General features: G+C 75.8%; 14 protein-coding genes. 5 read left to right on the top strand and 9 right to left on the bottom strand.

Annotated elements, in window-relative coordinates; translation table 11 throughout:
• Positions 1-42: 42 nt before the first annotated feature.
• Positions 43-1,014, bottom strand: a complete 972-nt coding sequence (locus tag ACWEO5_RS04690) for a sigma-70 family RNA polymerase sigma factor (RefSeq protein WP_344554099.1) — start codon at positions 1,012-1,014, stop codon at positions 43-45.
• A gap of 475 nt (positions 1,015-1,489) precedes the next feature.
• On the opposite strand from ACWEO5_RS04690, the gene ACWEO5_RS04685 reads away from it, so the two are divergent.
• Together ACWEO5_RS04685 and murJ are read left to right on the top strand one after the other, a co-directional pair.
• Positions 1,490-2,326 carry a phosphatase PAP2 family protein gene (locus ACWEO5_RS04685; RefSeq protein WP_452160106.1) on the top strand — a complete coding sequence of 279 codons (837 nt, stop codon included), beginning with the start codon at positions 1,490-1,492 and terminating at the stop codon, positions 2,324-2,326.
• A 304-nt stretch (positions 2,327-2,630) separates the two neighbouring features.
• On the top strand, positions 2,631-4,793 hold the full coding sequence (murJ, locus tag ACWEO5_RS04680) for a murein biosynthesis integral membrane protein MurJ (protein WP_452160104.1): 2,163 nt from the start codon (positions 2,631-2,633) through the stop codon (positions 4,791-4,793).
• 643 nt (positions 4,794-5,436) lie between these two features.
• Here the strand turns inward: murJ and ACWEO5_RS04675 are convergent.
• A complete protein-coding gene (locus ACWEO5_RS04675) occupies positions 5,437-6,453 on the bottom strand; it encodes a LuxR C-terminal-related transcriptional regulator (RefSeq protein WP_452160102.1) in 1,017 nt (338 codons plus the stop codon).
• Positions 6,454-6,727: 274 nt separating this feature from the next.
• On the opposite strand from ACWEO5_RS04675, the gene ACWEO5_RS04670 reads away from it, so the two are divergent.
• The 3 genes from ACWEO5_RS04670 to ACWEO5_RS04660 all read left to right on the top strand — a co-directional run bounded on the left by ACWEO5_RS04670 (position 6,728) and on the right by ACWEO5_RS04660 (position 8,334).
• Positions 6,728-7,072 carry a hypothetical protein gene (locus tag ACWEO5_RS04670; protein WP_344554094.1) on the top strand — a complete coding sequence of 115 codons (345 nt, stop codon included), beginning with the start codon at positions 6,728-6,730 and terminating at the stop codon, positions 7,070-7,072.
• A gap of 307 nt (positions 7,073-7,379) precedes the next feature.
• A complete protein-coding gene (locus tag ACWEO5_RS04665; RefSeq protein ID WP_452160100.1) occupies positions 7,380-7,613 on the top strand; it encodes a hypothetical protein in 234 nt (77 codons plus the stop codon).
• A gap of 28 nt (positions 7,614-7,641) precedes the next feature.
• The gene (locus ACWEO5_RS04660) at positions 7,642-8,334 is read left to right on the top strand and encodes a response regulator transcription factor (protein WP_344554091.1); all 693 of its coding nucleotides are present in this window, start codon (positions 7,642-7,644) and stop codon (positions 8,332-8,334) included.
• An 84-nt stretch (positions 8,335-8,418) separates the two neighbouring features.
• On the opposite strand, the gene ACWEO5_RS04655 is transcribed toward ACWEO5_RS04660, so the two are convergent.
• The 7 genes from ACWEO5_RS04655 to ACWEO5_RS04625 are packed head-to-tail and all read right to left on the bottom strand — an operon-like array spanning position 8,419 to position 22,330.
• A complete protein-coding gene (locus tag ACWEO5_RS04655) occupies positions 8,419-9,945 on the bottom strand; it encodes a SagB family peptide dehydrogenase (protein ID WP_452160098.1) in 1,527 nt (508 codons plus the stop codon).
• A 53-nt stretch (positions 9,946-9,998) separates the two neighbouring features.
• The gene (locus ACWEO5_RS04650) at positions 9,999-12,263 is read right to left on the bottom strand and encodes a TOMM precursor leader peptide-binding protein (protein WP_452160096.1); all 2,265 of its coding nucleotides are present in this window, start codon (positions 12,261-12,263) and stop codon (positions 9,999-10,001) included.
• A 28-nt stretch (positions 12,264-12,291) separates the two neighbouring features.
• Positions 12,292-15,537 carry a DUF4135 domain-containing protein gene (locus ACWEO5_RS04645; protein ID WP_452160094.1) on the bottom strand — a complete coding sequence of 1,082 codons (3,246 nt, stop codon included), beginning with the start codon at positions 15,535-15,537 and terminating at the stop codon, positions 12,292-12,294.
• A gap of 1 nt (position 15,538) precedes the next feature.
• Positions 15,539-17,785, bottom strand: a complete 2,247-nt coding sequence (locus ACWEO5_RS04640; protein ID WP_452160092.1) for an ATP-binding cassette domain-containing protein — start codon at positions 17,783-17,785, stop codon at positions 15,539-15,541.
• On the bottom strand, positions 17,782-20,223 hold the full coding sequence (locus tag ACWEO5_RS04635) for an ATP-binding cassette domain-containing protein (protein WP_452160090.1): 2,442 nt from the start codon (positions 20,221-20,223) through the stop codon (positions 17,782-17,784). The genes ACWEO5_RS04640 and ACWEO5_RS04635 overlap by 4 nt, the downstream gene beginning before the upstream one ends.
• A complete protein-coding gene (locus ACWEO5_RS04630; RefSeq protein WP_452160088.1) occupies positions 20,220-21,095 on the bottom strand; it encodes a biotin/lipoyl-containing protein in 876 nt (291 codons plus the stop codon). Before ACWEO5_RS04630 ends, ACWEO5_RS04635 begins: the two co-directional genes overlap by 4 nt.
• Positions 21,092-22,330 (bottom strand): cytochrome P450, encoded by a 1,239-nt coding sequence (locus ACWEO5_RS04625; RefSeq protein WP_452160086.1) that lies wholly within the window; start codon positions 22,328-22,330, stop codon positions 21,092-21,094. The genes ACWEO5_RS04630 and ACWEO5_RS04625 overlap by 4 nt, the downstream gene beginning before the upstream one ends.
• Positions 22,331-22,360 lie beyond the last annotated feature (30 nt).

The following is a 22,360-nucleotide window of genomic DNA, read 5'->3' as shown; positions in this document are numbered from 1 at the left end:
GCCTCCACTGTAGGACCGGCGCGGGCCCCGACGGCCCGGGTGCTACGCGGCCTCGAAGCCCGCGTGGTCGGCGATCTTCTTCAGCTCGGCGAGGGCGTGCTTCTCGATCTGGCGGATCCGCTCGCGGGTGAGGCCGTGCTGCTTGCCGACCTCGGTCAGCGTCCGCTCGCGGCCGTCCTCCATGCCGTAGCGGCTGCGGATGATCGAGGCGGTGCGGTCGTCGAGGCGGCCGATCAGGTCGTCCAGCTCCTCGCGGCGCAGCATCACCATCACCGCGTCCTCCGGGGAGACCGCGCCGGTGTCCTCCACCAGGTCGCCGAACTGGGTCTCGCCCTCGTCGTCGACCGACATGTTGAGGCTGACCGGGTCGCGGGCCCAGTCCAGGACGTCCTTGACCCGCTGCTCCGTGCTGTCCAGCTCGGCGGCGATCTCGGCGGGCTCGGGCTCGCGGCCCAGCTCCTTGGCCTTCTCCCGCTGGACCCGGCGGATCCGGCCCAGCTCCTCGACCAGGTGGACGGGGAGGCGGATGGTGCGGGACTGGTCGGCGATGGAGCGGGTGATCGCCTGGCGGATCCACCACGTCGCGTAGGTGGAGAACTTGAAGCCCTTGGAGTAGTCGAACTTCTCCACGGCGCGGACCAGGCCGGCGTTGCCCTCCTGGATCAGGTCGAGCAGCGGGAGGCCGCTGCGCGGGTAGCGGCGGGCGACGGCGACGACCAGGCGCAGGTTCGAACGGATGAAGACGTCCTTGGCGCGCTCGGCGTCGTCCGCTATCGCCCGCAGCTCCTCGGTGCTGACGCCGTCGAGGGACTCCTCCTCGTCGAGCAGGTGCTGGGCGAAGACCCCGGCCTCGATCCGCAGGGACAGCTCGACCTCCTCCGCGGCATCGAGCAGGGGCGTCCTGGCGATCTCGTCGAGGTACATGCCGACCAGGTCGCGGTCGGCTTCGAGGTTGGTCGGGCGGGCGGTGCGAGTCCGATCGGCCCTGTCGCGTACGACGGCACGGGTGGCCATGCTTGCTCCCTCACTGACGCTGCCGGGGGCGCTCCGTTCCGCCACTCGGCACAACCGTGTGGGCCGTTCGCGGCTCACACGTAACGATCCAACGCACAGAAATCGGACAACATTCCCAAGTGGCTCAGTTTTCCACCGGGGATGCAGTATCCTGCCGATTTTCATCCGATCGGTACACGCAGCGTGACGCGCCCCGCACGGCGTGCTCCCCGGAACCGGCACCGAACCGGCGCGGAGCCTTCGCGGCGTATCCGCACAACCGATGCCGAATCGCTATCGCCCCAGCGCCGGTTCGCCGCCTGCCGCTGGGAAGGTGTCTGTCATGCACCAGTCCGCCGACCACGACTCCCGAGCGGCCACCGGTCGCCCGGGCGGCGGTCGGCGCACCGGCCCGCCGACGGCCCGTCCCCCGGTACAACGCACGGGGGCGCTCCGTTGTGCCTGGCCGGCCCTGGCGGGCGCGCTGGTGTTCGCGGTGCTGCTGGTCCTGGTCCGGGCCGACTGGGCGCCGCTGGCCCGGTTCGACCAGGGCTGGGCCGCGCTGCTGCACCGGTACGCGCTGCGGCACCCGGTCTGGACGGCCGCCCTGCAGACGCTGGCCGACCTGGGCGCGCCCTGGGTGATGCGGACCCTGCTCGGGGCGGTCGCGGTGTGGCTGTGGGCACTGGGCGCCCGCTGGCTGGCGGGCTGGGCGGCGACGGCCGCGCTGCTGGCCTGGGCCGCCGACGCCGCGGGGCGGGCGCTGATCGGCCGCCCCGGACCGCACTTCGCCGACCAGCTGGCCCCGGACGCCGGAGCCTCCTTCCCGTCCGGCCCCGCGCTGGCCTCGACGGTCACCTGCGGGGTGCTGCTGGCGCTGGCCTGGCCGCGCACCGGACGGTCGGGGCGGGCGGCGGCGGGCGGCGCCGCGGCGCTGGCCGTGCTGGCGGTGGGCTGGACCAGGATCGCGCTGGGCGCGCACTGGCCGAGCGACGTGCTGGCGGCCTGGGCGGTGGCGCCGGTGGCGCTGGCCGCCCCGGCGCTGGCGGTGGGCCTGTGGCGGCCGGGCCGGCTCCGCCGGGACGTCCGGCTGCTGCGCCTGCGGACCCGGCCGCGAGTGCAGCGGGTGCTGGCGCCGCCGCTGCCGCCGGTCGGGACGGGCGGGCCGGGCGGGCCGGGCGGGCGGGTCGGGGCGACCGGGACCGCCGGACCGGCCGAACCAGCCGGGCAGAGCGGGACGGCCGGGCAGAGCGGGCCAGTCGGGACGGGCGGGCCGGTCGGGACGGTGGAGGGCGCACCGCCGGTCACGGAGCGCGATCCGGGCCGTTCCTGACGGGCCGTGAGCAACGTCACACCCGGTCGCCCGCCTCCTCCCCCCGGGGGAATCGTGCGGCCAGCATTCCGCGTGTTTCCGGGCGCAAACGACACTCCCCGGCGGGTGCGGCAAGGCCACCGGACACCGGTGCGACCCGGTCGAACACCCCGCCGGTCGGCACCCGACTCCCCATCGGGTGCCGAAGTGGGGCAGACTTCTGCGGCTGGTGCACCCTGCAACCGGCAGGCGGAGTCCGGACCAGCGCCGACTCACCGCACTCACCCACGCAAAGCCGGACGGGCACCGATCGACGGGGGGTCCGATGACCATGCACACCGCGGACGGCCCCACCGACCCGTACCAACCGCAGGGCGGCCCCTACCAGCAGCCGCAGCACCAGCCGCAGCAGCAGGCGCACCGGCAGCAGCCGGGCGACCCGTACGGGCAGCCGCAGCACCACCAACCGCACCAGCAGCAGCCGCAGTACCCGCCGGGCGACCCGTACGGGCAGCAGCCGGCCGGGTGGCCGGGGCAGGACCAGCCGACCATGCAGCTCGGCCGGATCCCGGCCGAGGCGTTCGAGCAGCCCGGGTGGTCGCCGTACGCCCCGCAGGCCCCGGAACGGCCGGTGCCGCCGCCGCGGGTGAGCGAGGAGCAGGCGGCCGAGCCCGCGAAGCCCGCCGCGGCCAAGCCCGCCGCCTCCACCGGCCGCAACGGCCTGATCATGGCGCTGGGCTCGCTGGCCTCCCGGGCGCTGGGCTTCGTGCGCAGCGCGGTGATCGTGGCGGCGCTGGCCACCGGCCCGGCCGGTGACGCGTTCAACGTGGCGAACTCGCTGCCGAACATCGTCTACATGATGCTGCTCGGCGGCGTGCTGGCCTCGGTGTTCGTGCCGGAGCTGGTGCACGCGATGCAGACCCACCAGGACGGCGGCCAGGCGTACAGCGACCGGCTGCTCACCCTCTGCGGCGTGGTCCTGGTGGTGCTGACGGTCGGCGCCTGGCTGTTCGCCCCGCAGATCGTCGACCTCTACTCCGGGGCCGACGACCCCGTGCAGCGCCAACTGGCGATCACCTTCGCCCGGTACTGCCTGCCGCAGATCCTCTTCTACGGCGTGTTCACCCTGCTCGGACAGGTGCTGAACGCCCGCGACCGGTTCGGCGCCATGATGTGGACGCCGGTGCTGAACAACGTGGTCGCGATCGCCGTGTTCGGCGGCTACCTGGCGATGGGCAAGCACGCCTACGAGGCGAACGAGGTGAGCGGCGGGGACGCCATGCTGCTGGGCCTCGGCTCCACCCTGGGCATCATGGTGCAGGCGCTCGCGCTGCTGCCCTCGCTGCGCTCGGCCCGCTTCAGCTACCGCCCGCGCTTCGACTGGCGCGGCGCGGGCCTGACCCGGCCGCTGCGCGCGGCCGGCTGGGCACTGGCCCTGGTACTGGCCACCCAGCTGTCCTTCGCGGTGATCACCAGCCTGAGCACCAGCGCGGGCAACGCGGCGAAGGACGCGGGCATCCTGGGCGGACGCGGCTTCTCCGCCTACAACAACGCCTACGCGCTGTTCGTCGTCCCGCAGGGCGTGATCACGGTTTCGCTGGTGACGGCGCTGCTGCCGACCATGTCCCGGGCCGCGACGGCCGGCGACTACCGGAAGATCGGCGAGGACCTGGCGGGCGTGCTGCGCTCCTCGGCGGCGATGGTGGTCACCGCGGCGGTGCTGTTCTTCGCGCTGGGCTCGCAGATCGCGATGGCCGCGTACGGCTACGGCTCCGGGGCGCACGTGCACGACGACGCGATGGTGGTCGGCCTGCTGCTGATGGCCTTCGCGGTCGGCCTGCCCGCGTTCTGCGCCCAGTACGGCCTGGCCCGCGGCTTCTACGCGATGGGCGACGCCCGGACGCCGTTCTGGCTGACCCTGATCTCCACCGGCACCAACGCGGCGCTGTGCTGGGTGGCCTACGAGACGCTGCCGCTGCGCTACAAGGTGATCGGCATGGCGGTGGCGCACACCGTGGCGGCCACCCTGTCGGCGGTGGTGACCGGCGTGGCGCTGGGCCGCCGACTGGCGAAGGGCGCCCCGCCCGCGACGGTGCCCGCCCCGCGGCGGGAGGCGCCGGGCGGGAACCCGGACGCCACGATGGTGCTGCGCACCGACTCCTTCGCGCCGGGCGCGAACGCGACGGTGGACCTGGGCGTGCGACGGCGCGGCAGCGGGCTGGAGGGCGGCCGGCTGGTGGTCCTGCACCTGGGCCTGATCCTGGCCTGCCTCCCGGGCGCGCTGGCCGCGCACTGGCTGGCGGGGCGGTTCGGCGCGGGGCTGTTCGGCAGCCTGGCGGGCCTGGCGGCGGGCGCGCTGGCCGTGCTGGTCTCGCTGTTCGTCCTGGCCCGCCCGCTGGGCGTGGGCGCCTCGGTGGCACCGTTCGCCCGCAAGCTGCGCATCCCGTACCCGACCCCGGCGCCGACCAACGGCAAGCACCGCCGCTGAAACCGCCTGCGGCGGGCTACGGGGCGGAGGGCCACCGCACCGAGCGACGACGGCAACCGCCTGCGGCGGGCCTCGGACGGCGGGCGACCGTAGCGGAGCGCCTGCGGCGGGCTCCGGGGCGGAGGACTGCCGAGGCGGCGACGGCAACGAAACCGCCTGCGGCGAGCACCGGCCACCCGAACCGCCTGCGGCGGGCCTCGGACGGCGGGCAACCTTGGCAGAGCGCCTGCGGCGGGCTGCAGAGGCGGAGGACTGCCGGAGGGCTACCGCGCCGGGCGACGACGGCGACCGCCTGCGGCGGGCCTCGGACGGCAAGCACCGCCGCTGAAACCGCCTGCGGCGGGCTACGGGGCGGAGGGCCACCGCACCGAGCGGCGACGGCAACCGCCTGCGGCGGGCCTCGGACGGCGGGCAACCGTAGCGGAGCGCCTGCGGCGGGCTCCGGGGCGGAGGACTGCCGACGGGCCACCGCGCCGGACAATGACGGCGACCGCCTGCCGCGGGGCCGCAACGACGGCGGACCAGCAGGACAGCCAGCGCCGGAACCGCCTGCGGCGAGCACCGGCCGCCCGAACCGCCTGCGGCGGGCCTCGGGTTGCCTGGTGGCCTGGTGCGGGGGTGCGGGGAGGGGCCCGCCGGGGGGCTAGGCGGGGGCGTCTTCGGCGGTCTCCAGCCAGCCGAGGGCGGCGACCTGGATGCCGGCCTGGAAGCGGCTGCGGGCGTCCATCCGGACCATCAGGTCGGCCATCATCCGGCGGACGGTGCGCAGGGAGACGCCCAGGCGCTGGCCGGCGCGTTCGTCGGTGAGTCCTTCGGCGAGGAGGCGGAGCAGTTCGCGTTCCTGGCCGGTGAGGCCGCGCAGGTCGCGCTGGGGGCTCTCGCCGAGCGGGCGGGCGTGTTCCCAGACCTGGTCGAAGAGGGCGCGCAGGGCGGCGACCACGCCGGGGCTCTGGAGGAGGACGGCGCCCTTGCGGGGGTCGTCGGGGTCGATCGGGACGATGGCGGTGGCGTTGTCGACCACGATCATGCGCAGCGGCAGGGTGGGGGTGGTGCGGACGGCGCCGCCGAGGCCGTGCAGCCAGCGGGCGTACTGGACGGTGGCGGGGTCGTTGCGGACGCTGTCCTGGTAGACGGTGCGCATCCGGACGCCGCGTTCCAGGGTCTCCTGGTCGAGGGCGCGGCTGGCTTCCATGACGGGGGCGGGCTGCGGGCCGCCGGGGGCGAAGGAGAGCACTTCGACGGTGGCGTCGGAGGCGAGCTGGATCAGCCGGTCGCGGACCTGGTCGAGGCTGGCGAGCATCTCGATGCCGCGCTGCCCGTCGGTGCCGGGGGCGTGGATGCTGGCGTACTCGGCGATCAGTCCGGCCATCGCGGCCCGGCTGCGTTCGGCCTCGCGCTGGCGGCGGGCCTCCTCGGCCTCCTGGTGGGCGAGGAGGGCGGCGAGGCCGCGTTCGGGGTTGACGGCGCGCCAGCGGGTGCCGCAGCTGGCGGGGCGGGTGAGGGCGAGGTCGGCGAGCCGGTCGAGGGCTTCGCCGACCTCGGCCTCGGTGGAGTCGAGGTGTCCGGCCAGGCCGCCGGTGTCGAGGTCGGGGTGCAGCAGCATGGCGCGGTAGACCGCCTCGCCGAACGCGTCGAGCCCGATCGGGCCGCCGGCGGTCAACAGTCGGTCCGTCGTGCGTCCGGCCGGGTGCCCGTTCTCGTGGTTCTACCCATGTCGACCTCCAGCGCGCAGGTGCCGCGCACCCCCCGGATTCCTGCTGACCGGGCGTCAGACTAGCGCTGTCCGGACGGCGGGGAGAACCGGCTTGCGGAGATTCTGTCGCACTGGTGGGCGAGGCGTGAAGAGCGCCCGGGAACTGTCATATTCGTGCCAGGCGGGGATCTGACACCGGTGGCGGCCCCCGGATCGGCCCGCGGTTTGCCACGCTGGACTGATGTACGCGATCCGCCTGGAGCTGGTTCCGCCGCCCGTGGAGGACGGCTGCCCGGAGACCGCGGGGGCCGCTCCGGTGCGGACGGCGCTGCTGCGGCTGCGGCTGGACGGGGCCCGGGTGTGCCACGCCCGGGTGCGGGCCGTGCGGCTGCGGGCGGGCGTGGACGGGCTGGCGGCGGTGTGCTTCCTGACCGCGTCCTCGCTGCTGGCGGCGGAGTTGGCGCTGCGGGCGGGTGCGGCGCGGCTGGTGGGGCCGGACGGGCCGCTGGCGGGCTGGTCGGTGGAGCGCTGCGAGGCGGACCCGTGGATCGCGCTGGGGCTGTGGCAGGACAGCGCCCGGAGCTGACCGGGCGTCGGGTGCCGGGGGCGGGGGCGGGAGCTGTCCTCAGGGTGTCACGGCACTCTGGTGCCAGCTCCGGCTACTGACACGGAGGTGCCACCGGGAGCACTCTCGTTGTTGTCGGCAGGACGACGGAGCGGGAACCGCGGCAGCAGCCCCCGGCGGGGGACGCGGAGCGCACCGGAGACCTGGCGGCGGCTCACACCACACTCCCCGGTGGCAGCCCGGGGATCAGCCGAACGCGAGAGGACCGGGCACTCCCATGTCGCTGAACATTCGAATTGTCGCGATTGCCGTACTTGGCGCTCTGACCGTGGGTGGCGTCGCCACCGCCGCCGAACTGGCCGGGCCGGCCCGGCCGGGCGCCGTGGTCACCGCCGACGGGGCGGTCCTGGACGGCCCGGGGCAGCCCGCCGACGCGGGGGCCCAGGCGGTCGTGATCGGCCCCGGCGTCTCCGACCCGACCCCCGTCCCCTCCGGCAGCCCGACCCCGACCACCAGCCCGAGCGGTGGCGCGCAGGAGTCCGGTACCTGGGGCTGGGGCTGACCGGGCCGGAACGGGCGGAGGCGCGCGGATGACGACCGCACTGGAACGCCCGCTGGGGCAGCGGGTCATGACGCACCGGTTCCCGTCCGCGGAGCCGGCGGCCACGGACTCGACCCGGGTGCTGCTGGCCGACGGGCACCACCTGTTCCGCTCGGGCCTGGGGGCCCTGCTGGACCGGGAGGAGGACCTCGCGGTGGTCGCCGAGGCGGCCGGCGGCGAGGAGGCCGCGGCGGCGGCGGCCCGGGTGCGGCCCGCGGTGGCGGTGCTGGGCCTGGATCCGGAGCAGCCGGACGGGCCGGGGCCGGCCCGGCAGGTGCAGCAGGCGGCGCCGGGCACGGCGGTGCTGCTGCTGGTCCCGGCGCTGCCGCGGACGGCGGAGTCCCGGCGGGCCCTGGTGGAGGGCGCGGCCGGGGTGCTGCTGAAGGACGTGCAGGCGCCGGCGCTGATCGCGGCGGTGCGCGAACTGGCCCGCGGCGGCCGGGTGTACGACCCGCGGCTGGTGCTGGACGTGGTGCGGTCCGGGCAGGCCGGGCCGCTGAGCCGCCGGGAGCTGGCGGTGCTGGGCGAGATCGCCGAGGGCAGCACGGTGCGGGAGGCGGCCGCGGCGCTGTCGCTCTCGCCGGGGACGGTGCGCAACTACGTCTCGGCGGCGATCGCCAAGACCAGGGCGCGCAACCGCTGCGACGCGATCCGGATCGCCCGCGAGTGCGGCTGGCTGTAGGGCGCTTGAGGAAACGCAGGCTCGCCGACGACCCGTCAGATTCCCGCTGACGGGTCGCAGGCGTGCGCGCTTCCGGAAGGGCCGTCAGAAGTTCTCGCCGAAGCCCTCCCCGGCGCGGGCGGCGTCCACCACGTCCGCGAAGCCGTGCGCGGTGCGCGGCACCCCGGCCGGGCGGCTGCCGATCAGGAACTCGCCGACCGAGGACTCGGCCGTCCAGTCCAGGCCGAGCGCCCGGGCGGCGGCGTCGGTGTCGCCGGAGCCGAGGCCGCAGGGGGCCAGGCCCATGGCGGTGGCCACCAGGTAGAGCGTCTGGTAGAGCACGCCGACGTGCTTGAGGGTCAGCGCGTAGGCGATCTGGCTGTACTTCCAGGAGAGCCGGCCGAACCGGCTGGTGACGGTGAGCAGCACCTGCGGGTCGACGGTGCAGGCGGTGGCGCGCCAGGCGGCGGTGACGAGTTCGCTGAACGCGGCCTCCTCGCCGGGGTGTTGGAACGGGCGGGGGCGCAGCCGGTGGGCGGCGGCGTCGTAGCGGTAGACGCCGGGCTCCAGGCCGACGCACTTGACCACCGAGAGGTAGACCTCCAGTTCGCCGGTGGCGCCGCCGGCCGGGTAGGGGCGTTCGACGCCGTCGTAGCCGTGCGGGTCGGCGGGGTCGCCGGGGATGACCCGGCGGACCCGGGCCACCCGGTAGAGCAGTTCGGCGAGTTGGTCGAGGGTGACGGGGGTGTCGGCGTACGTGCGCACCGAGCGGCGGCCTTCCAGGACCTCGCTGAGCGCGGGGTCGCGGGCGACCACGGTGTCCCAGTCGGGGACGGGCAGGTCGATGCCCTCGCCCTCCTCGCGGGCGCCGGGGGCGGAGACGGCGGGCAGTTGCGGGACGTCCTGGTGGGCGAAGACGCCGCCGGTGGGGTAGTCGTGCCGGCCGGGGCGGCTGCGGGCGTGGAACAGCAGGTCGTGGAAGTCCCAGAGCGGGGCTTCGGAGCCCTGTCCGGCGTCCAGGAAGCCGCCGCCGGCCAGCAGTCCGGCCAGGGCCTCGCCCTCGCCGGGGCTCATTCCGGCGAGCAGGGCGGCCTCCTCGGCGGTGCGGGAGGTGCTGAGGGCGGCCACGAAGGCTCCGGCGGCGGCCTGGTGCAGGGTGAGCCGGAACGGTGCCATCGGCGATTCGAGGACGCAGCTCTCGCCGTCCTGGCCGTGGCCGTCCGGCAGCCGGCGCAGGTAGGCGAACCGGGAGAGCACCAACCGGCCGGTGGGGCGGGCGAATCCGGGCAGGGCGGCGGAGCGGGCGATCGGGACGGCGGTGGCCAGCGGGGTGCCGAGCGGGTCGGCGACGGTGGTGGTGACCAGGTACGGGAAGCGTTCGAGCAGTTTGAGCAGCCGGACGTGGTCGAGGCTCAGCAGGTCGAGGTCGGCGTCGGCGCGGGTGAGGTCGAGCAGCGCGGCGACGGTGCGCTCGCCGAGGGCGTGGACGCGCTGGCGGCCCCACGGGTGGGCGAGTTCGACGTCGGCGCCCTGGGCGGTGACCTCGACCTCGGGGCGCAGGCGCAGCAGGCGGCGGAGCGGGCGGTGGCCCCCGGTGGCGGGGGCGGGCGGCAGGGTTTCGATGACGGTCATGGGTACCTCCCCGGAGGGGCGGGGCAGCCGGGCCCGGCTGCCCCGCGCGTCGGTCAGATGAAGATGGGGATCGGGTTGAGCTCGCTCTCCGGGGTCGGGGTGTCCAGCCAGCCGAGCCGGACCGGGACGTCGTAGAGCCGGCCGGGCGCGAACCTGGCCCAGAAGTGCCGCATGCCGGGGACGATCACCCGGGCGACGGGCAGTCCCACGTCGGGGCGGGTCTGGTCGGCGACCAGGAACTCCATGCCGTGGTCCTCGACGATCCGCTGGACGAGGGCGAGGTCGTCGGCGAGGTCGGGGCCCGCGAGCGGGAGCCAGCTGGCGGGGGTGGAGCGCGGGGCGCGCGGGTCGGGCAGCAGGTAGGGCTGGTTGGCGACGGTGGCGGTGGTCCACCAGGCCTTCTGCTCGGGGTCGGCGCCCGCGTAGCTGACCCTGCCGTGCTCGTCGCCGGCGACCGGGCCGAGGAACTGGTTCATCTCGGTGAGGGCGCGGGTGAGCGCGATGTGCGGGTCGAGGTGGGCGCCGAACGCGATCAGCACGTCCTCGTTGGTGCCGTTGTTCCCGGCGTCGAGCCGGCGGGAGAAGGCGCCGACGACGGGGATGCCGAAGTCGGCGGTCAGGTCGAGCGCCCAGATCTCCCGGCGCAGGCCGCGGTAGACCTCGCGGAGCTGGTCGACGTACGGGTCGCCGAAGGCGTCCAGGTCGACGGCGGGGCGCTGCACCCGGTTGTACCACCAGAGCGCGACGGCGTCCCGTTCGACGAGTTCCAGGAAGCCCTGCAGGACGGCGTCCTCGAAGGAGGTGCCGGCCGCGCAGCCGTTGGAGTCGCCCGCGGCGTAGAACCGGCCGGCGTGCCGGTAGCCGTAGTACATCGCCTGGGTGGGCAGCCAGCGGTGCCGCTGCTCGGTGAGCGACCAGGCCGGGGACCACTCGATCGGGTCGTCGGTGCGGAACGGCACCGGGACGACGTTGAACATCGACTGCTTGACGTTCCAGCGGTCGCGTTCGGCGTACTGCTTGGCGGAGTAGAGCAGGGTGCGCCCGGGGTGGATCGCGGCGTCGCCGAGTTCGGCGAAGGTCGCGGTGCGGCGGGCCTCGTCGCCCTGGAAGACGCCGGAGAAGCGCTCCATCGCCTCGCCGAGCGCGGAGGCCCGGGCCTGCACGTCGGTGCGGCCCTTGCCGCAGGAGACCGAGCGCAGGCCGGTGCGCAGCTGCTTGAGGTCGCCGCTCTGCCGGGACAGGTTCTGCCCGGAGACGTAGACCCGCAGGCCGGTGGGGGTGCGGGCGGCGGGGACGAGGGTGGTGACCACGCCGGTGACCGGGCTGAGCTGGGGGCGGTACTTCTCCAGCATGTCCTCGGGCGAGGCGGAGCGGTGGCCGCCGTCGGCGGTGAACGCCTTGGGGCGGGACTCGAAGCGGACGGGCGCCAGCTGGCGCAGCGTCATCATCGCGTCGTCGCCGCAGGAGGGGCACTGCGGGCGGCGGACCAGGACGTGCTTCTCGCTCTCCAGCAGCACGGTGTCCAGGGTGGTGACGGCGGGCTGCGGCGGGCGGGCGCCGGCCAGCCACTTGGCGGTCTCCAGGGCGGCGAGCTGGGTGCCCAGGGCCAGGGTGGCGGGCAGGTGGGCGCCGGCGGTGGAGATCGGCTGGTCCTGGCCGAGCCGGTGCTGCAGGTAGCTGAGCGACTGCCGGTTGGCGGAGAGCCGGTGCGCCAGGCACTCCCAGCAGCCGGAGCCGTCGACGCCGGGGGTGTCGGGGCTGAAGACCGGGCCGACCCAGACGATCGAGCCGACCGGGCGGGCCAGCAGCCAGGGGCGGCCGTCGGCGAGGGCCTGCCGGTTGCGTTCGGCCAGGCCGGGGTGGAGGTAGTCCTCGGTGAGCGCGACGGTGAACTCGGCGTCCTGGTCGACGGTGACGCCGGCGGCGGCCAGGGCGGCCAGGAACGGCGCGGGGTCGAGGTCGCCGTGCACCTCGATCCGGACGGTGGCGGCGCGCAGCGCGGTCATCGCGGTGTCGCCGTCCTGCCCGGCCATCTCGAAGAAGGCCGCGCCGGGGCGGTCGGTGGCCGGGTCGGCGGCGGTGACCCAGCCGCCGGCCCGCAGCTTGTCGACGCCGGCCCGCAGCTTGTCGGCGGGGACGACGCCGTCCAGGGCGGCGCCGATCTGCTCGGCGGTGCGGGTGCCGTCCAGCAGCGGGGCGAGGGCCTGGGCGAGCGTGCCGTCGACCACCGAGACGCCGCGCTCGGAGACCAGGTAGACGGCCTCGCCGTCGACCACGTACGGGGTGAAGTGGCGTTTGAAGCCGATGAGTTCGGACATGGCGGGTACTCCTCGAAGCGGCGCGCGGTCAGCGCAGGGTGGCGAGCGGGGCGGCGGAGGCGTCGTGCAGGCGCAGCAGCAGCAGGCCGACGGCGACGGTGCCGTCCAGCGCGCCGAGGTTGACGGCGTCGTGCGCGGCCCGGTCCGGGAACCAGGTGCCGTGCAGGCGGTGGCGGGTGAGCAGTTCGCGGACCATCAGGGCGGCGGCCTCGCGCCCGTCGTAGAACGGGCCGTCCAGCAGGGCCCCGGTGGCGTCCTCGGGGAGGGTGTGGACGAGTCCGGCCTCGGCGGCGGTGAGTGCCTCGGTGGCGGCGGAGAGCAGGGCGCGGCCGGTGAGGGCGGCGAGTTCGGGGCCGGTGACGGGCGGGGTGAGGGCGCCGAGGTCGGCCTGGTCGACGGCGTCGGCGCCGAGCGAGACGGCGGCGTCCAGGCAGGCGAGGCGGCCGGAGCGGGTGGCGGTGTCGAAGCGGTGGGCGTGCAGCCGGGCCCGGACGTCCTCGGGGTCGGCGAGCAGGGCGGGGGCTTCGGCGAGGGTGCGGGCGAGCGCGGCGGCGATCGAGTCGGTGCCGCCGGGGACGAGCTGCAGGAAGTCGAACGGGGTGTGCTCGTCGGCGAGTCGGTCGAGGGCGGTGGCCGCGAGGGTGCGGATCGCCCGGTCGGTCTCGCCGTGGCTGCCGCCCGCGGCGCGGCGCAGCCGCAGCAGGTTGAGCAGCAGGCCGGCGGTGCCGAGCGGGACGTCGGCGTGCGGGATCCTGACCGGGCGGCCGGGCCGGTTGGAGGCGGACTCGGCGACCGTCATGGCGCCGGGGACCAGGGCCTGGGCGGCGGTGAGGAAGTCGGCCTCGCCGAGCAGCAGTCCGCCGCGGGCCAGGCCGTGGATGATCGCGCCGGGGCCGAAGAAGCCGCCGGGGACGGGTGCGCCGGAGGCCAGCCGGGAGTCGCCGGCGAACGCGAACGCCTTGGGTTCGGCCGGGTCGATCAGGGCGGCGGCCTCGGCGAGCAGGGCGTGGGCGGCCCGGTGGAAGCGGGGTTCGCCGGTGGCGGACCAGAGTTCGGCGAGGTAGAGGGCGATGCCGAGGGTGCCGGCGGTCAGGTCGGGGCCGAGCACCTCGACCTGGCGCAGGCCGGTGCCCGGGTACCAGCCCTGGGCGACCCAGCCGGTGCCGCGCCGGGCGTCCAGGATCCGGTCGCCGATCGCGACGGCCTCGGCCAGCAGTTCGCCGGGGGCGGGCGGTTCGGCGGCGGTGAGCGGGCGCGGCGGGGCGGCGGGTTCCTCGGTGCCGGCCCGGGCGGCGTCCACGCAGCCGGAGAGCACCGCGACGTGGGTGTCCAGGTCGAAGTCGTCGAGTTCGGCGACCCGCTGCTGGAGGCGCTGCCAGCCGGTGGAGCGGAAGTGGCCGGGGATCTCGCGGCCGTCGGCGGTGAACACCGAGGACGAGGTGGTCAGCGAGCGGAAGAACGGGATGTCCAGGGTGCGGAAGGAGTCGAGCTCGGCGAGCACCACCTCCAGCAGGTCGCCGCGGTCCGGGTCGCCGGAGCGGGCGGTGACGGCGCCGCGCAGGGCGCCCGCGATGACGGTCTCCCGGGTCGCGCCGTCGTCCAGCGCGAGCGGGCTGGTGGAGGCGCGCAGGATCTTGTAGCCGTCCCAGGTGTGCCGCCAGATGTAGCGCACCCAGACGCCCCGGAATCCGCTCAACGGTCCTTCGGGGGCGGCGAGTTCGCCGCGGATCCGGTACAGCGCGTCGTGCATCTCGCGGTAGCCCTCGACCACCTCCTCGGTGTACTGCCACGGGTCGGCGGGCTGCCCGTCGTGCACCGGCCGGTAGGCGGTGATGGGCAGCGCGGGCACGCCGGGGACGACCTCCAGGCTGCCGACCCGGGACAGGCAGCCGATGTCGAGGGCGTCGGTGCGGCCGGCCGGGGTCCACGCCTGGAAGGCCATCGCGGTGCGCACCACGGTGGTCTCCAGCTCGTCCAGCAGGGCGTGCTGGGCGTCCTTGAGCACCGGCGGGTTCTGCACCCGCGGGTAGAGCAGGCACTCCAGGTCGATCAGGACGGGGTGCTCGCCGTCGGCCAGCAGGTTGTCGGCCCACATGTCGCGGCCTTCGAGCAGCTGCACCAGCCGGATGGTCATGCCGAGCCGGCGGTAGAACCGGGCGAAGCCCGCGCGGTCGGCGCAGGGGCGGGACGGGACGAGCTCCTCCCAGCCGTAGTCGCCGGAGCAGTCGGTGCTGAGCGAGGCGCCGTGGCCGTCGTCGCCGCGGTCGGAGCGGATCAGCACGGTGCGCACCGGCAGGTCGAGGCTCAGCTCCTGGTTGAGGCGCTCGACCAGGCCGAGGAAGGCGGTGGCGTGCCGCATGTCCTTGGGCTTGTAGACCACGCCGGCGCCGTTCGCGAAGCGCAGCAGCGCCACCGAGCGGCCCTGGGCGTGCCGGTCGCCGGCGTCGCCGTGCACCGAGTCCAGCGCGCCCGGGTCGACCCCGTCCCACATCTCGGCGACCAGGCCGGCCCGGTCGGCGGAGAGGCGGGCGAACATCTCGGTGTACATCTCCTGCCACTGCCGGCAGACCGTGCCGATCAGGTAGGCCAGCGCGGGCAGCCGCTCCAGCCGGGCCAGCCAGCCCGCGGCGGAGGCGTCCGGGCCGCCCTCGGCGTCCCAACCGGTGGCGCGGGGGCGGCCGGTGGCGAGCTGGAACTCCTGGCAGAGGGTGAGGTTGGCGACCTCGACCAGCCGTCCGGTCAGGGTGCCGACCACGTCGGCGCGGCCCTTCGCGGTGACCGGGACGCCCAGCACCGAGCCCTGCCCGGCGGGCAGCAGGGCGTCGGCGGCGGCCCGGAAGCCGGCCGCGACCGCGCCCGGCCCGGTGGCGGGCGCCTCGCTCTGGGCGCGCAGGAACACGGCCAGCGGGTACGCCCAACTCGGCAGCCTGGCAGGGTCGGTGAGCCGGACCCGACGCAGGCCCTCGCCGAGCGGGCGGCCGGTCTCGGCGAGGTGGTCGAGCAGCACCCCGGCGGAGCGCTGGTCGCCCGCGGCGCGGCGCAGCCAGGTCTCGACGGCGGCGGCCCGGCTGCGCCGGTCCTCGCCCTGGTCGGGGGCGAACAGGGCCTGCCCGTCGTCGCGGGCGGCGGCGCGTTCCTCGAAGCTGGCGGCGGCGGCGATCACGGCGTGCAGCCGCTCGTCGGCGCCGGGCAGGCCGGGCAGCAGGGCGGTCGTCGGGGCCGCGGGGCCCGGGGTTCCGGCGGTGCGGAGCCAGGTCTGAACGTCGAGCGACATCTCACATCTCCTGGAAGCGGGCGAGGCGGGTGAACAGCGGGTCGGTGCCGAGCAGTTCGCGGTAGGTGCCCTCGGCGGACACCCGGCCCCCGTCCAGCACGTAGATCCGGTCGGCGGTGCGGATGGTGCTCAGTCGGTGGGCGATCACCAGGCGGGTGCGGTCGAGTCCGGCGACGGCGGCGGCGACCCGCTGCTGGGTGGCGTTGTCGAGGGCCGAGGTGGCCTCGTCGAGCAGCAGCACGGCGGGGTCGCGGACCAGGGCGCGGGCCAGCAGCAGGCGTTGCACCTGGCCGCCGGAGAAGCCCTGGGCGTCCTCGCCGACCCTGGTCCCGAGGCCCATCGGCAGGGCGCGCAACTCGTCGGCGATCCCGGCGAGTTCGGCGGCGTGCCAGATCCGGTCCTCGGTGACGTCGGGGTCGGCGCCGGCCAGGTTCTCCAGCAGCGAGCCGCGCAGCATCCGGCCGTGCTGGAGTACCGAGCCGAGCTGCCGGCGCACCAACCGGGCGTCCAGGGTGGCGAGTTCGCGGCCGTCGTAGCGGATCGCACCGGCCTCGGGCTGCTCGAAGCCGAGCAGCAGCCGGATCAGGGTGGACTTCCCGGCGCCGGACGGCCCGACCACGGCGACGAACTCGCCGGGCTCGGCCCGCAGCGACACCCCGTCCAGGGCGGGCAGCGCGCTTCCCGGGTAGCGGAACACCACGCCGTCCAGGGCGAGTCGGCCCCGCAGCCGGCCGGGGTCGGCGAGCTGCCCGGCCCGTTCGGCGGCGTTCACCGCCGGTTCGGCGAGGATCGGCCGCAGCCGCTCCAGCACCGGGGCGACGCCGTACGCGCCGACCGCGGCGTGGGTGACCTGGCCCAGCGCCAGCGCGACCTGGCCGGCCGCCACGCCGGCCGCCATCAGGTGCCCGGCCTCGGCGGCCGGGCCGAACGTCGCCCCCGCCAGCAGGACGGCCAGCAGCAGCGGCTGGAGTGCGGTGGTCAGGGCACCGGAGAGCGCCTCGCTGCGCATCGCGGCGGCGTCGGCGCGCTTCTGTCCGGCGAACGGGACGGCCCAGCGGGCGAACGCCTGGATCTCCCGGCCGGCGGTCTGGATCTTGTCGATGCCGAGCAGCAGCCCGTACAGCACGCCCTGCAGCTGCCCGTGCGCCTGGTAGACCTGCGATTCGTGCTCCTGGCGGCGACGGCCGAGCAGCAGCAGCGCGGCCGTCACCGCCAGCACGGCGAGCAGCAGCAGCCCGCCGAGCCGCCAGTCCACCAGCAGCAGGACCGTCAGCCCGGTGACGGCGAACACCGCGCCGAGCACGGCGCCCACCAGCACCTCCGAGAGGGCCTGTCGGGCCTGCGCCACCGCGTTCGCCCGGTGCACCAGGTCACCCGTGGTGTAGTCGCGGAAGAACCTGGCGTCCTGGGACAGCAGCCTGTCCCAGACGGCGGGTTCGAGCGCGTGCTGCACCCGGCCGGTGAGCCGGACGGCCGCGGTGTTGCGGACCAGCGTGAGCAGCCAGGACGCCACCACCGCGGAGCCCAGCAGCACGGCCAGCCAGCGCACCGGGTGCCGTTCGGCCAGCAGCAGGCCGGGCAGCAGCACTCCGGTGGACAGCGGGACGAGCAGGCCGAGCAGCGCCGACACCAGACCGGCCAGGCTCAGCACCGCCAGGTCCCGGCGGGCACCGGGCACGGCGAGGGCGAAGCGCAGCAGGTCTCCCGAGGTCGGGCACCCCGGTGGCAGCGGCGGGTACAGCAGTAGCGCCTGGCGGCTCAACTCCGCTCGGGTGGCAGCCCGTTCGGAGCCCGGGTCGTGGCGGCGGTGCCGTCCGGCCCGGGGGATCAGGGCGATCGGCCGGCCGTCCTCGGCGGCGAACGCCACCATCGGCCCGGCCGTGCCGTTCTCGTCCCCGCCGGTGAGGGTGACCGGGCGCCAGCGCACTCCGGCCCGGCGCAGCAGCGCCGTGACCGGGTCGGCGGCGTCCCGCACCGCGGCGGGGATCTCGTGGGGCACCGGCACTCCCAGTGCCCGCAGCACCTCCCGCGCCAGGTCCGCGCGGTGGCGCGGCGCTGTCGGCGTGGCTCCGCCGCGGCGCGGGGAGGTGTGCGGGCGGGTGGTGGTGCCGAACTCCGCCAACGCGTCCGCGAGTGCGGTCCGGTTGGCGGCCGCGGTGGCGTCGGCCCGGGTCGCCGGGTCGCGCTCCTCGTCCGCCGCGGTGGTCGTGGTCCCGCCCGCGGGGGCGGCAGTGGTGGTGACGGTCATGCCTGCTCCTCCGTCCGGACGGGCTGGTCGTGGGTGGTCTGGGTGGCGCGGGTGGCCTGGGCGGTCTGGGTAGTCCCGGCCGTCTCGGCCGCCTCCGGGTCCCCGCCCGTCCCGGCGGCCGCCGCTTCGCGCAGCAACTCCCGGTACGGGCCGTCCTGTTCGGCGAGTTCGGCGGGCGGGCCCTGCTGGACGATCCGGCCCTCGCGGATCACCACGACCCGGTCGGCGGCCCGGATGGTGCTCAGGCGGTGGGCCAGCACGAGGCAGCTGACGCCGCGGCGGCGCAAGTGCCCGTTGACGGCGGCCTCGGTGTGGGCGTCCAGCGCGCTGGTGGCTTCGTCGAGCACGACCAGCGCCGGGTCGAGGGCCAACGCCCTTGCGATCTCGATGCGTTGGCGTTCGCCGCCGGACCAGTTGCGGGCGTCCTCGTCGATCCGGGCGTCCAGTCCGCCGCGGCGGCGGACCAGTTCGGCGGCTTCGGCGTCGGCCAGCGCCCGGTGCAGGGCGTCCTCGCCGGTGGCCGGGTCCCAGAGCGTGAGGTTCTCCCGGACGGTGCCCTCGAAGAGCCGCAACTGCTGTTCGACGTAGGCGACCTGGCCGGTGACGACGGCGCGGTGCCAGTCGTCGCGGGGCTTCCCGTCGAGCAGCACCTCGCCCTTCCAGGGCCGCAGCACGCCGGCCGCGAGCCGGGCCAGCGTCGACTTGCCGCTGCCGCTGCCGCCGACCACGGCGACCCATTCGCCGGGGGCGATCCGCAGCGAGATGCCGGTGAGGGCGGGGGGCCGGTTGGGGTCGTAGCCGAACTCCAGGTCGCGCAGTTCGAGTTCGCCGCGCAGCCGGACGGGTTCGGCGGGGGCGTCGAGCACCGGGGTGAGGTACGGGTCGACCTCGCTGGTCTCGATGTCCTCCAGCAGGGCGTTCTGCGCCCGGGCGACGGTGAACTCGGAGCCGGTGCCGACCAGTTGGGAGACCGGCAGGAGGAAGCCGTTGAGCAGCAGCAGGAAGGCCAGCAGGGTGCCGAAGGAGAGCGAGCCGGCCAGCAGCAGGGCGGTTCCGGCGATCACGGCGGCGGCCGCGGCGGCGGAGTTGAGCGCGCCGGGCAGCGAGAGCGGCACCAGCACGCTGGCGGCGACCTGCTGCCCGGTGTGGGCGGCGCGGGCCTGCCAGCCGGCCCAGGAGCGGAACAGCGCGTCCTCGGCGCCCTCGGCCTTGACCGTCTCGATCGCCGACACCCCGGCGAAGGCGACGCCGTCGCGCTTGTGGCCCTCGGCGTGCAGCCGGTGGATGGTGCCGCCGCGCCGCCGGTCCGCGGAGCGCAGCGCGAGCGCGTCCAGCACCGCGACGGCGACCGGGATGACGGCCAGCTCGGGGGCCAGCCAGAGCAGCGCGCCCAGGTGCACGGTGGCGGCGGCCAGCGAGGAGGCGGCGCCCGCGACCCGGTAGGAGAGCAGGTTGGCGAGGCCGTCGTTGAGCTGTACCCGGGTGACCAGGCCGCCGAGCTGGCGGCGGTGGAAGAACGCGCCGGGCAGCCGCAGCATCCGCCACAGGAAGGCCGCCGAGGAGCGGGCGGCCATCGCCTCCAGCACCCGGTTGACCATCGCCGAGCGCAGCCAGTTCCCGGCCAGCACCAGGGCGGTCACCGAGAACCCGGCCAGGGTGAGCGGCACCGCCCAGCCGCTCGCGCCGCCGCCCACGACGGTCGCCAGGTAGGTGCGGAGCAGGAAGGCGGAGGCCACGCCGGGCAGTGTCATCAGCATGCCGACCAGCACCGCGACCAGCATCGGCCAGGCGTACGGCCGCATCCGGGCGGTGAGCGAGCGCAGCAGCGGGAAGCGGCGGCCGCCGGGTTCGAAGTCCGGTCCGGGTTCGAAGCCGACGGCGATGCCGGCGAACGACTCCCAGAACTCGGCCGGGGTGGCCGAGTAGGAGCCCAGCGAGGGGTCGTTGACGTGCACCCGGCCGCGCTTGACGCCCTCGAAGACGGCGAAGTGCGGGCCGGTGACCAGCACCATCGACGGCACCGGCACCGCGTCGAGGCCCTCCAGCCGCTCGCCCTCGCGGCGCACCACCCGGCGGCCGCGGGCCAGCAGCCCGTACCGCCCGGCGGCCCGGGCGACGGCGGCGGCGCTGACGCCGTCCCGGCTGACCCCGCAGGCGCGGGACGCCTCGTTGAGCGTGATCCGCCGGCCGAAGGCGCCGAGCACCACGGCGAGGCAGGCGGCCCCGCAGTCCTGCTCCTCCATCTGCGGGACGACGGGCGTGCGCAGGTGGGTGCGCTTCTTCTGCCGCTTCTGCTGCGGTTCGGGCTTCTTCCCCGGCTGCGACGTCTCCGGCTGCGAGGGCCCGGGCTGCGACGTCTCAGGCTGCGGCGGGCCGCCGTTGGCGGTGCGCGGTTCGGTGGCGGGCGGCTCGGCGGTGGCGGTCCGGGCGGGCTTCATCGCTTGGCCTCCTGTCCGAGCACCGCCTGGTAGGGGTGCCGGCTGCCGAGGTCGACCCGGACGTCCAGGGCCAGCGGGCCGGCGAACGCGACGCCCTGCGGGAGCCGGGCGTAGGCGATCCAGACCGGGGCGCCGCCGGACGGCAGGCCGGGGACGGCGACCGGCAGGGTGCCGTCGAGCGAGTCGGCGCGGACGGGCAGCGCCTCGACGCGGTCGATGACGGCGCGCACCGCTCCCCCGCCGGGTGCCGGGACGAGCACGGGCAGGCCGGGGGCGAGCTTCGCCGCGTCCTGCGGGTCGTCCAGCAGCAGTCGGACGGTGGCCGGGGCGGCGGCCGGGTCGAGGGCCAGCACGGGTGTGCCGGGGGCGAGTTGGCTGCCGGGCGGGGCCAGCAGGGCGCTGACGGTGCCGCTCTCGGGGGCGGTCAGGGCGCCGTCGCCGACCCGGGCCAGCACCTGTCCGGCGGTGACCGGGTCGCCCGGCCGGACCTCGAACTCGACCAGGCTGCCGGGGCGTTCGGCGGCCACCCGGACGGGGGCGTCGCCGTGCGCGGCGACGGCGTGCACGGTCATGGTGTGCGGGAGCTTGCCCCACACCGCCCAGCCCGCGCCCGCGCCGACGGCCAGCACCAGGGCGGCGCCGGCCAGCCACAGCCGGGCGCCGATCAGCCGCACGGGCTGGTCGAGTCCGGGCTCCAGCACGGCGGCGGCCCGGGCGGCGGCGACCACCGCGGTCTGCGAGCGCTCCCGTTCCGGCGCCTCGGGCTCCGTCGCGGGCCGTGTTCCCGTGTCCTCCTCCGTGTTCCTCCCCGTGTCCCGCTTCGTGCGCTTGTGATCCGCTTCGGCGGTCGGCCGGTCCGTCGCGGTGCTCATGCCGCCACCTCCGTCAGCTCGGTCCGCAGCGGGCAGGACACCGGCAGTTCGCGCACCCCGCCGAAGGCGAACTGCTCGTTCGGGCGGGCGGTGGCCTCGGTCAGGGTGGTGCTCAACTCCCGTGCGGCGTCGGCCTCGGCGAGGCCGCGCAGGACGGCGGAGCCCGCGATCAGGGAGAGCGGGGCGCCCAGGCAGTGGTGCGGGCCGTGGCCGAAGGCGAGGTGCTGGCGTTCGGGGCGGTCCGGGTCGAAGCGGTCGGGGTCGGCGAAGCGGCGCGGGTCCCGGTTGGCGGCGGCGTACAGCAGCATGGCGACGCTGCCCGCCGGAACGACGGTGTCGCCGAGGACGACCTCGCGGGTCAGCGCCCGGGCGCTGGCGCGGACCGGGCTGCCGAGCCGCTGGGCCTCGTCGAACACGGCGGCGGCCAGCGCGGGTTCGTCGCGGACCCGGGCGGCCAGACCGGGGGTGCGGATCAACTCCCAGGCGGCGACGGCGAGTCCGGAGGTGAGCGTCTCCAGGCCGTTGGCGAGCAGCATCACCACGAAGGCGAGCAGTTCCTCGGTGTCGAGCCGGCCCTCGCCGCGCGCGGTGGCCAGTCGGCTGATCAGGTCGTCGCCGGGGCGGGCGGTCCGCTCGGCGCACAACTGCTCGACGTAGGCGTGGAATTCGGCGAACTCGGCGTCGATGGCGGCGGCTCCGGGGCCGGTGCCGGCCGGGTCGAGCATGGCTCGGGCGACCAGGCCCGCCCAGCCGGTGATCCGGTCCTGCTCGGAGTCGGGGACGTCGAGGATGGCGCAGGAGACGGCGACCGGCAGCGGGACGGCCAGGTCGGCGACGAGTTCGAAGGAGCCGGCGGCGATCAGCGGGGCGAGCAGTCGGGCGGCGGTGGTCTCGATCCGCTCGCGCATCTGCTCCAGCCTGCGGTGGCTGAACGCGGCGGTGGCGAGCCGCTTGAGCCGGGTGTGGTCGGCGCCGTCGCGCATCGGCAGCATCCGGTTGACCACCTTGAGCAGGGCGGTGTTCCCGGCCCTGGGCAGTCCGACCGTGGTCGGGTCGACGTTGGTGCCGGGGTTCATCAGGACGGTGAGGACCTCCTGGTGCCCGGAGACCACGTACAGCGGGCCGAGGTCCAGGACGGGTGCCTCGGCCAGCAGCCGGCGGTAGAGCGCGGGTGGGTCCTGCTGAGCGGCGGGCTGCTGGATGAACCGCGTCAGCTCGTGCCGGAGGCTGTCCATGCCCGGCTCTCCTTCAATCTGGCGGTCTGG

It is taken from the genome of Kitasatospora sp. NPDC004272 (assembly GCF_053603035.1).
Note: the sequence above shows the minus strand (reverse complement) of the source record. Positions and strands in the feature narration are given on the sequence as shown.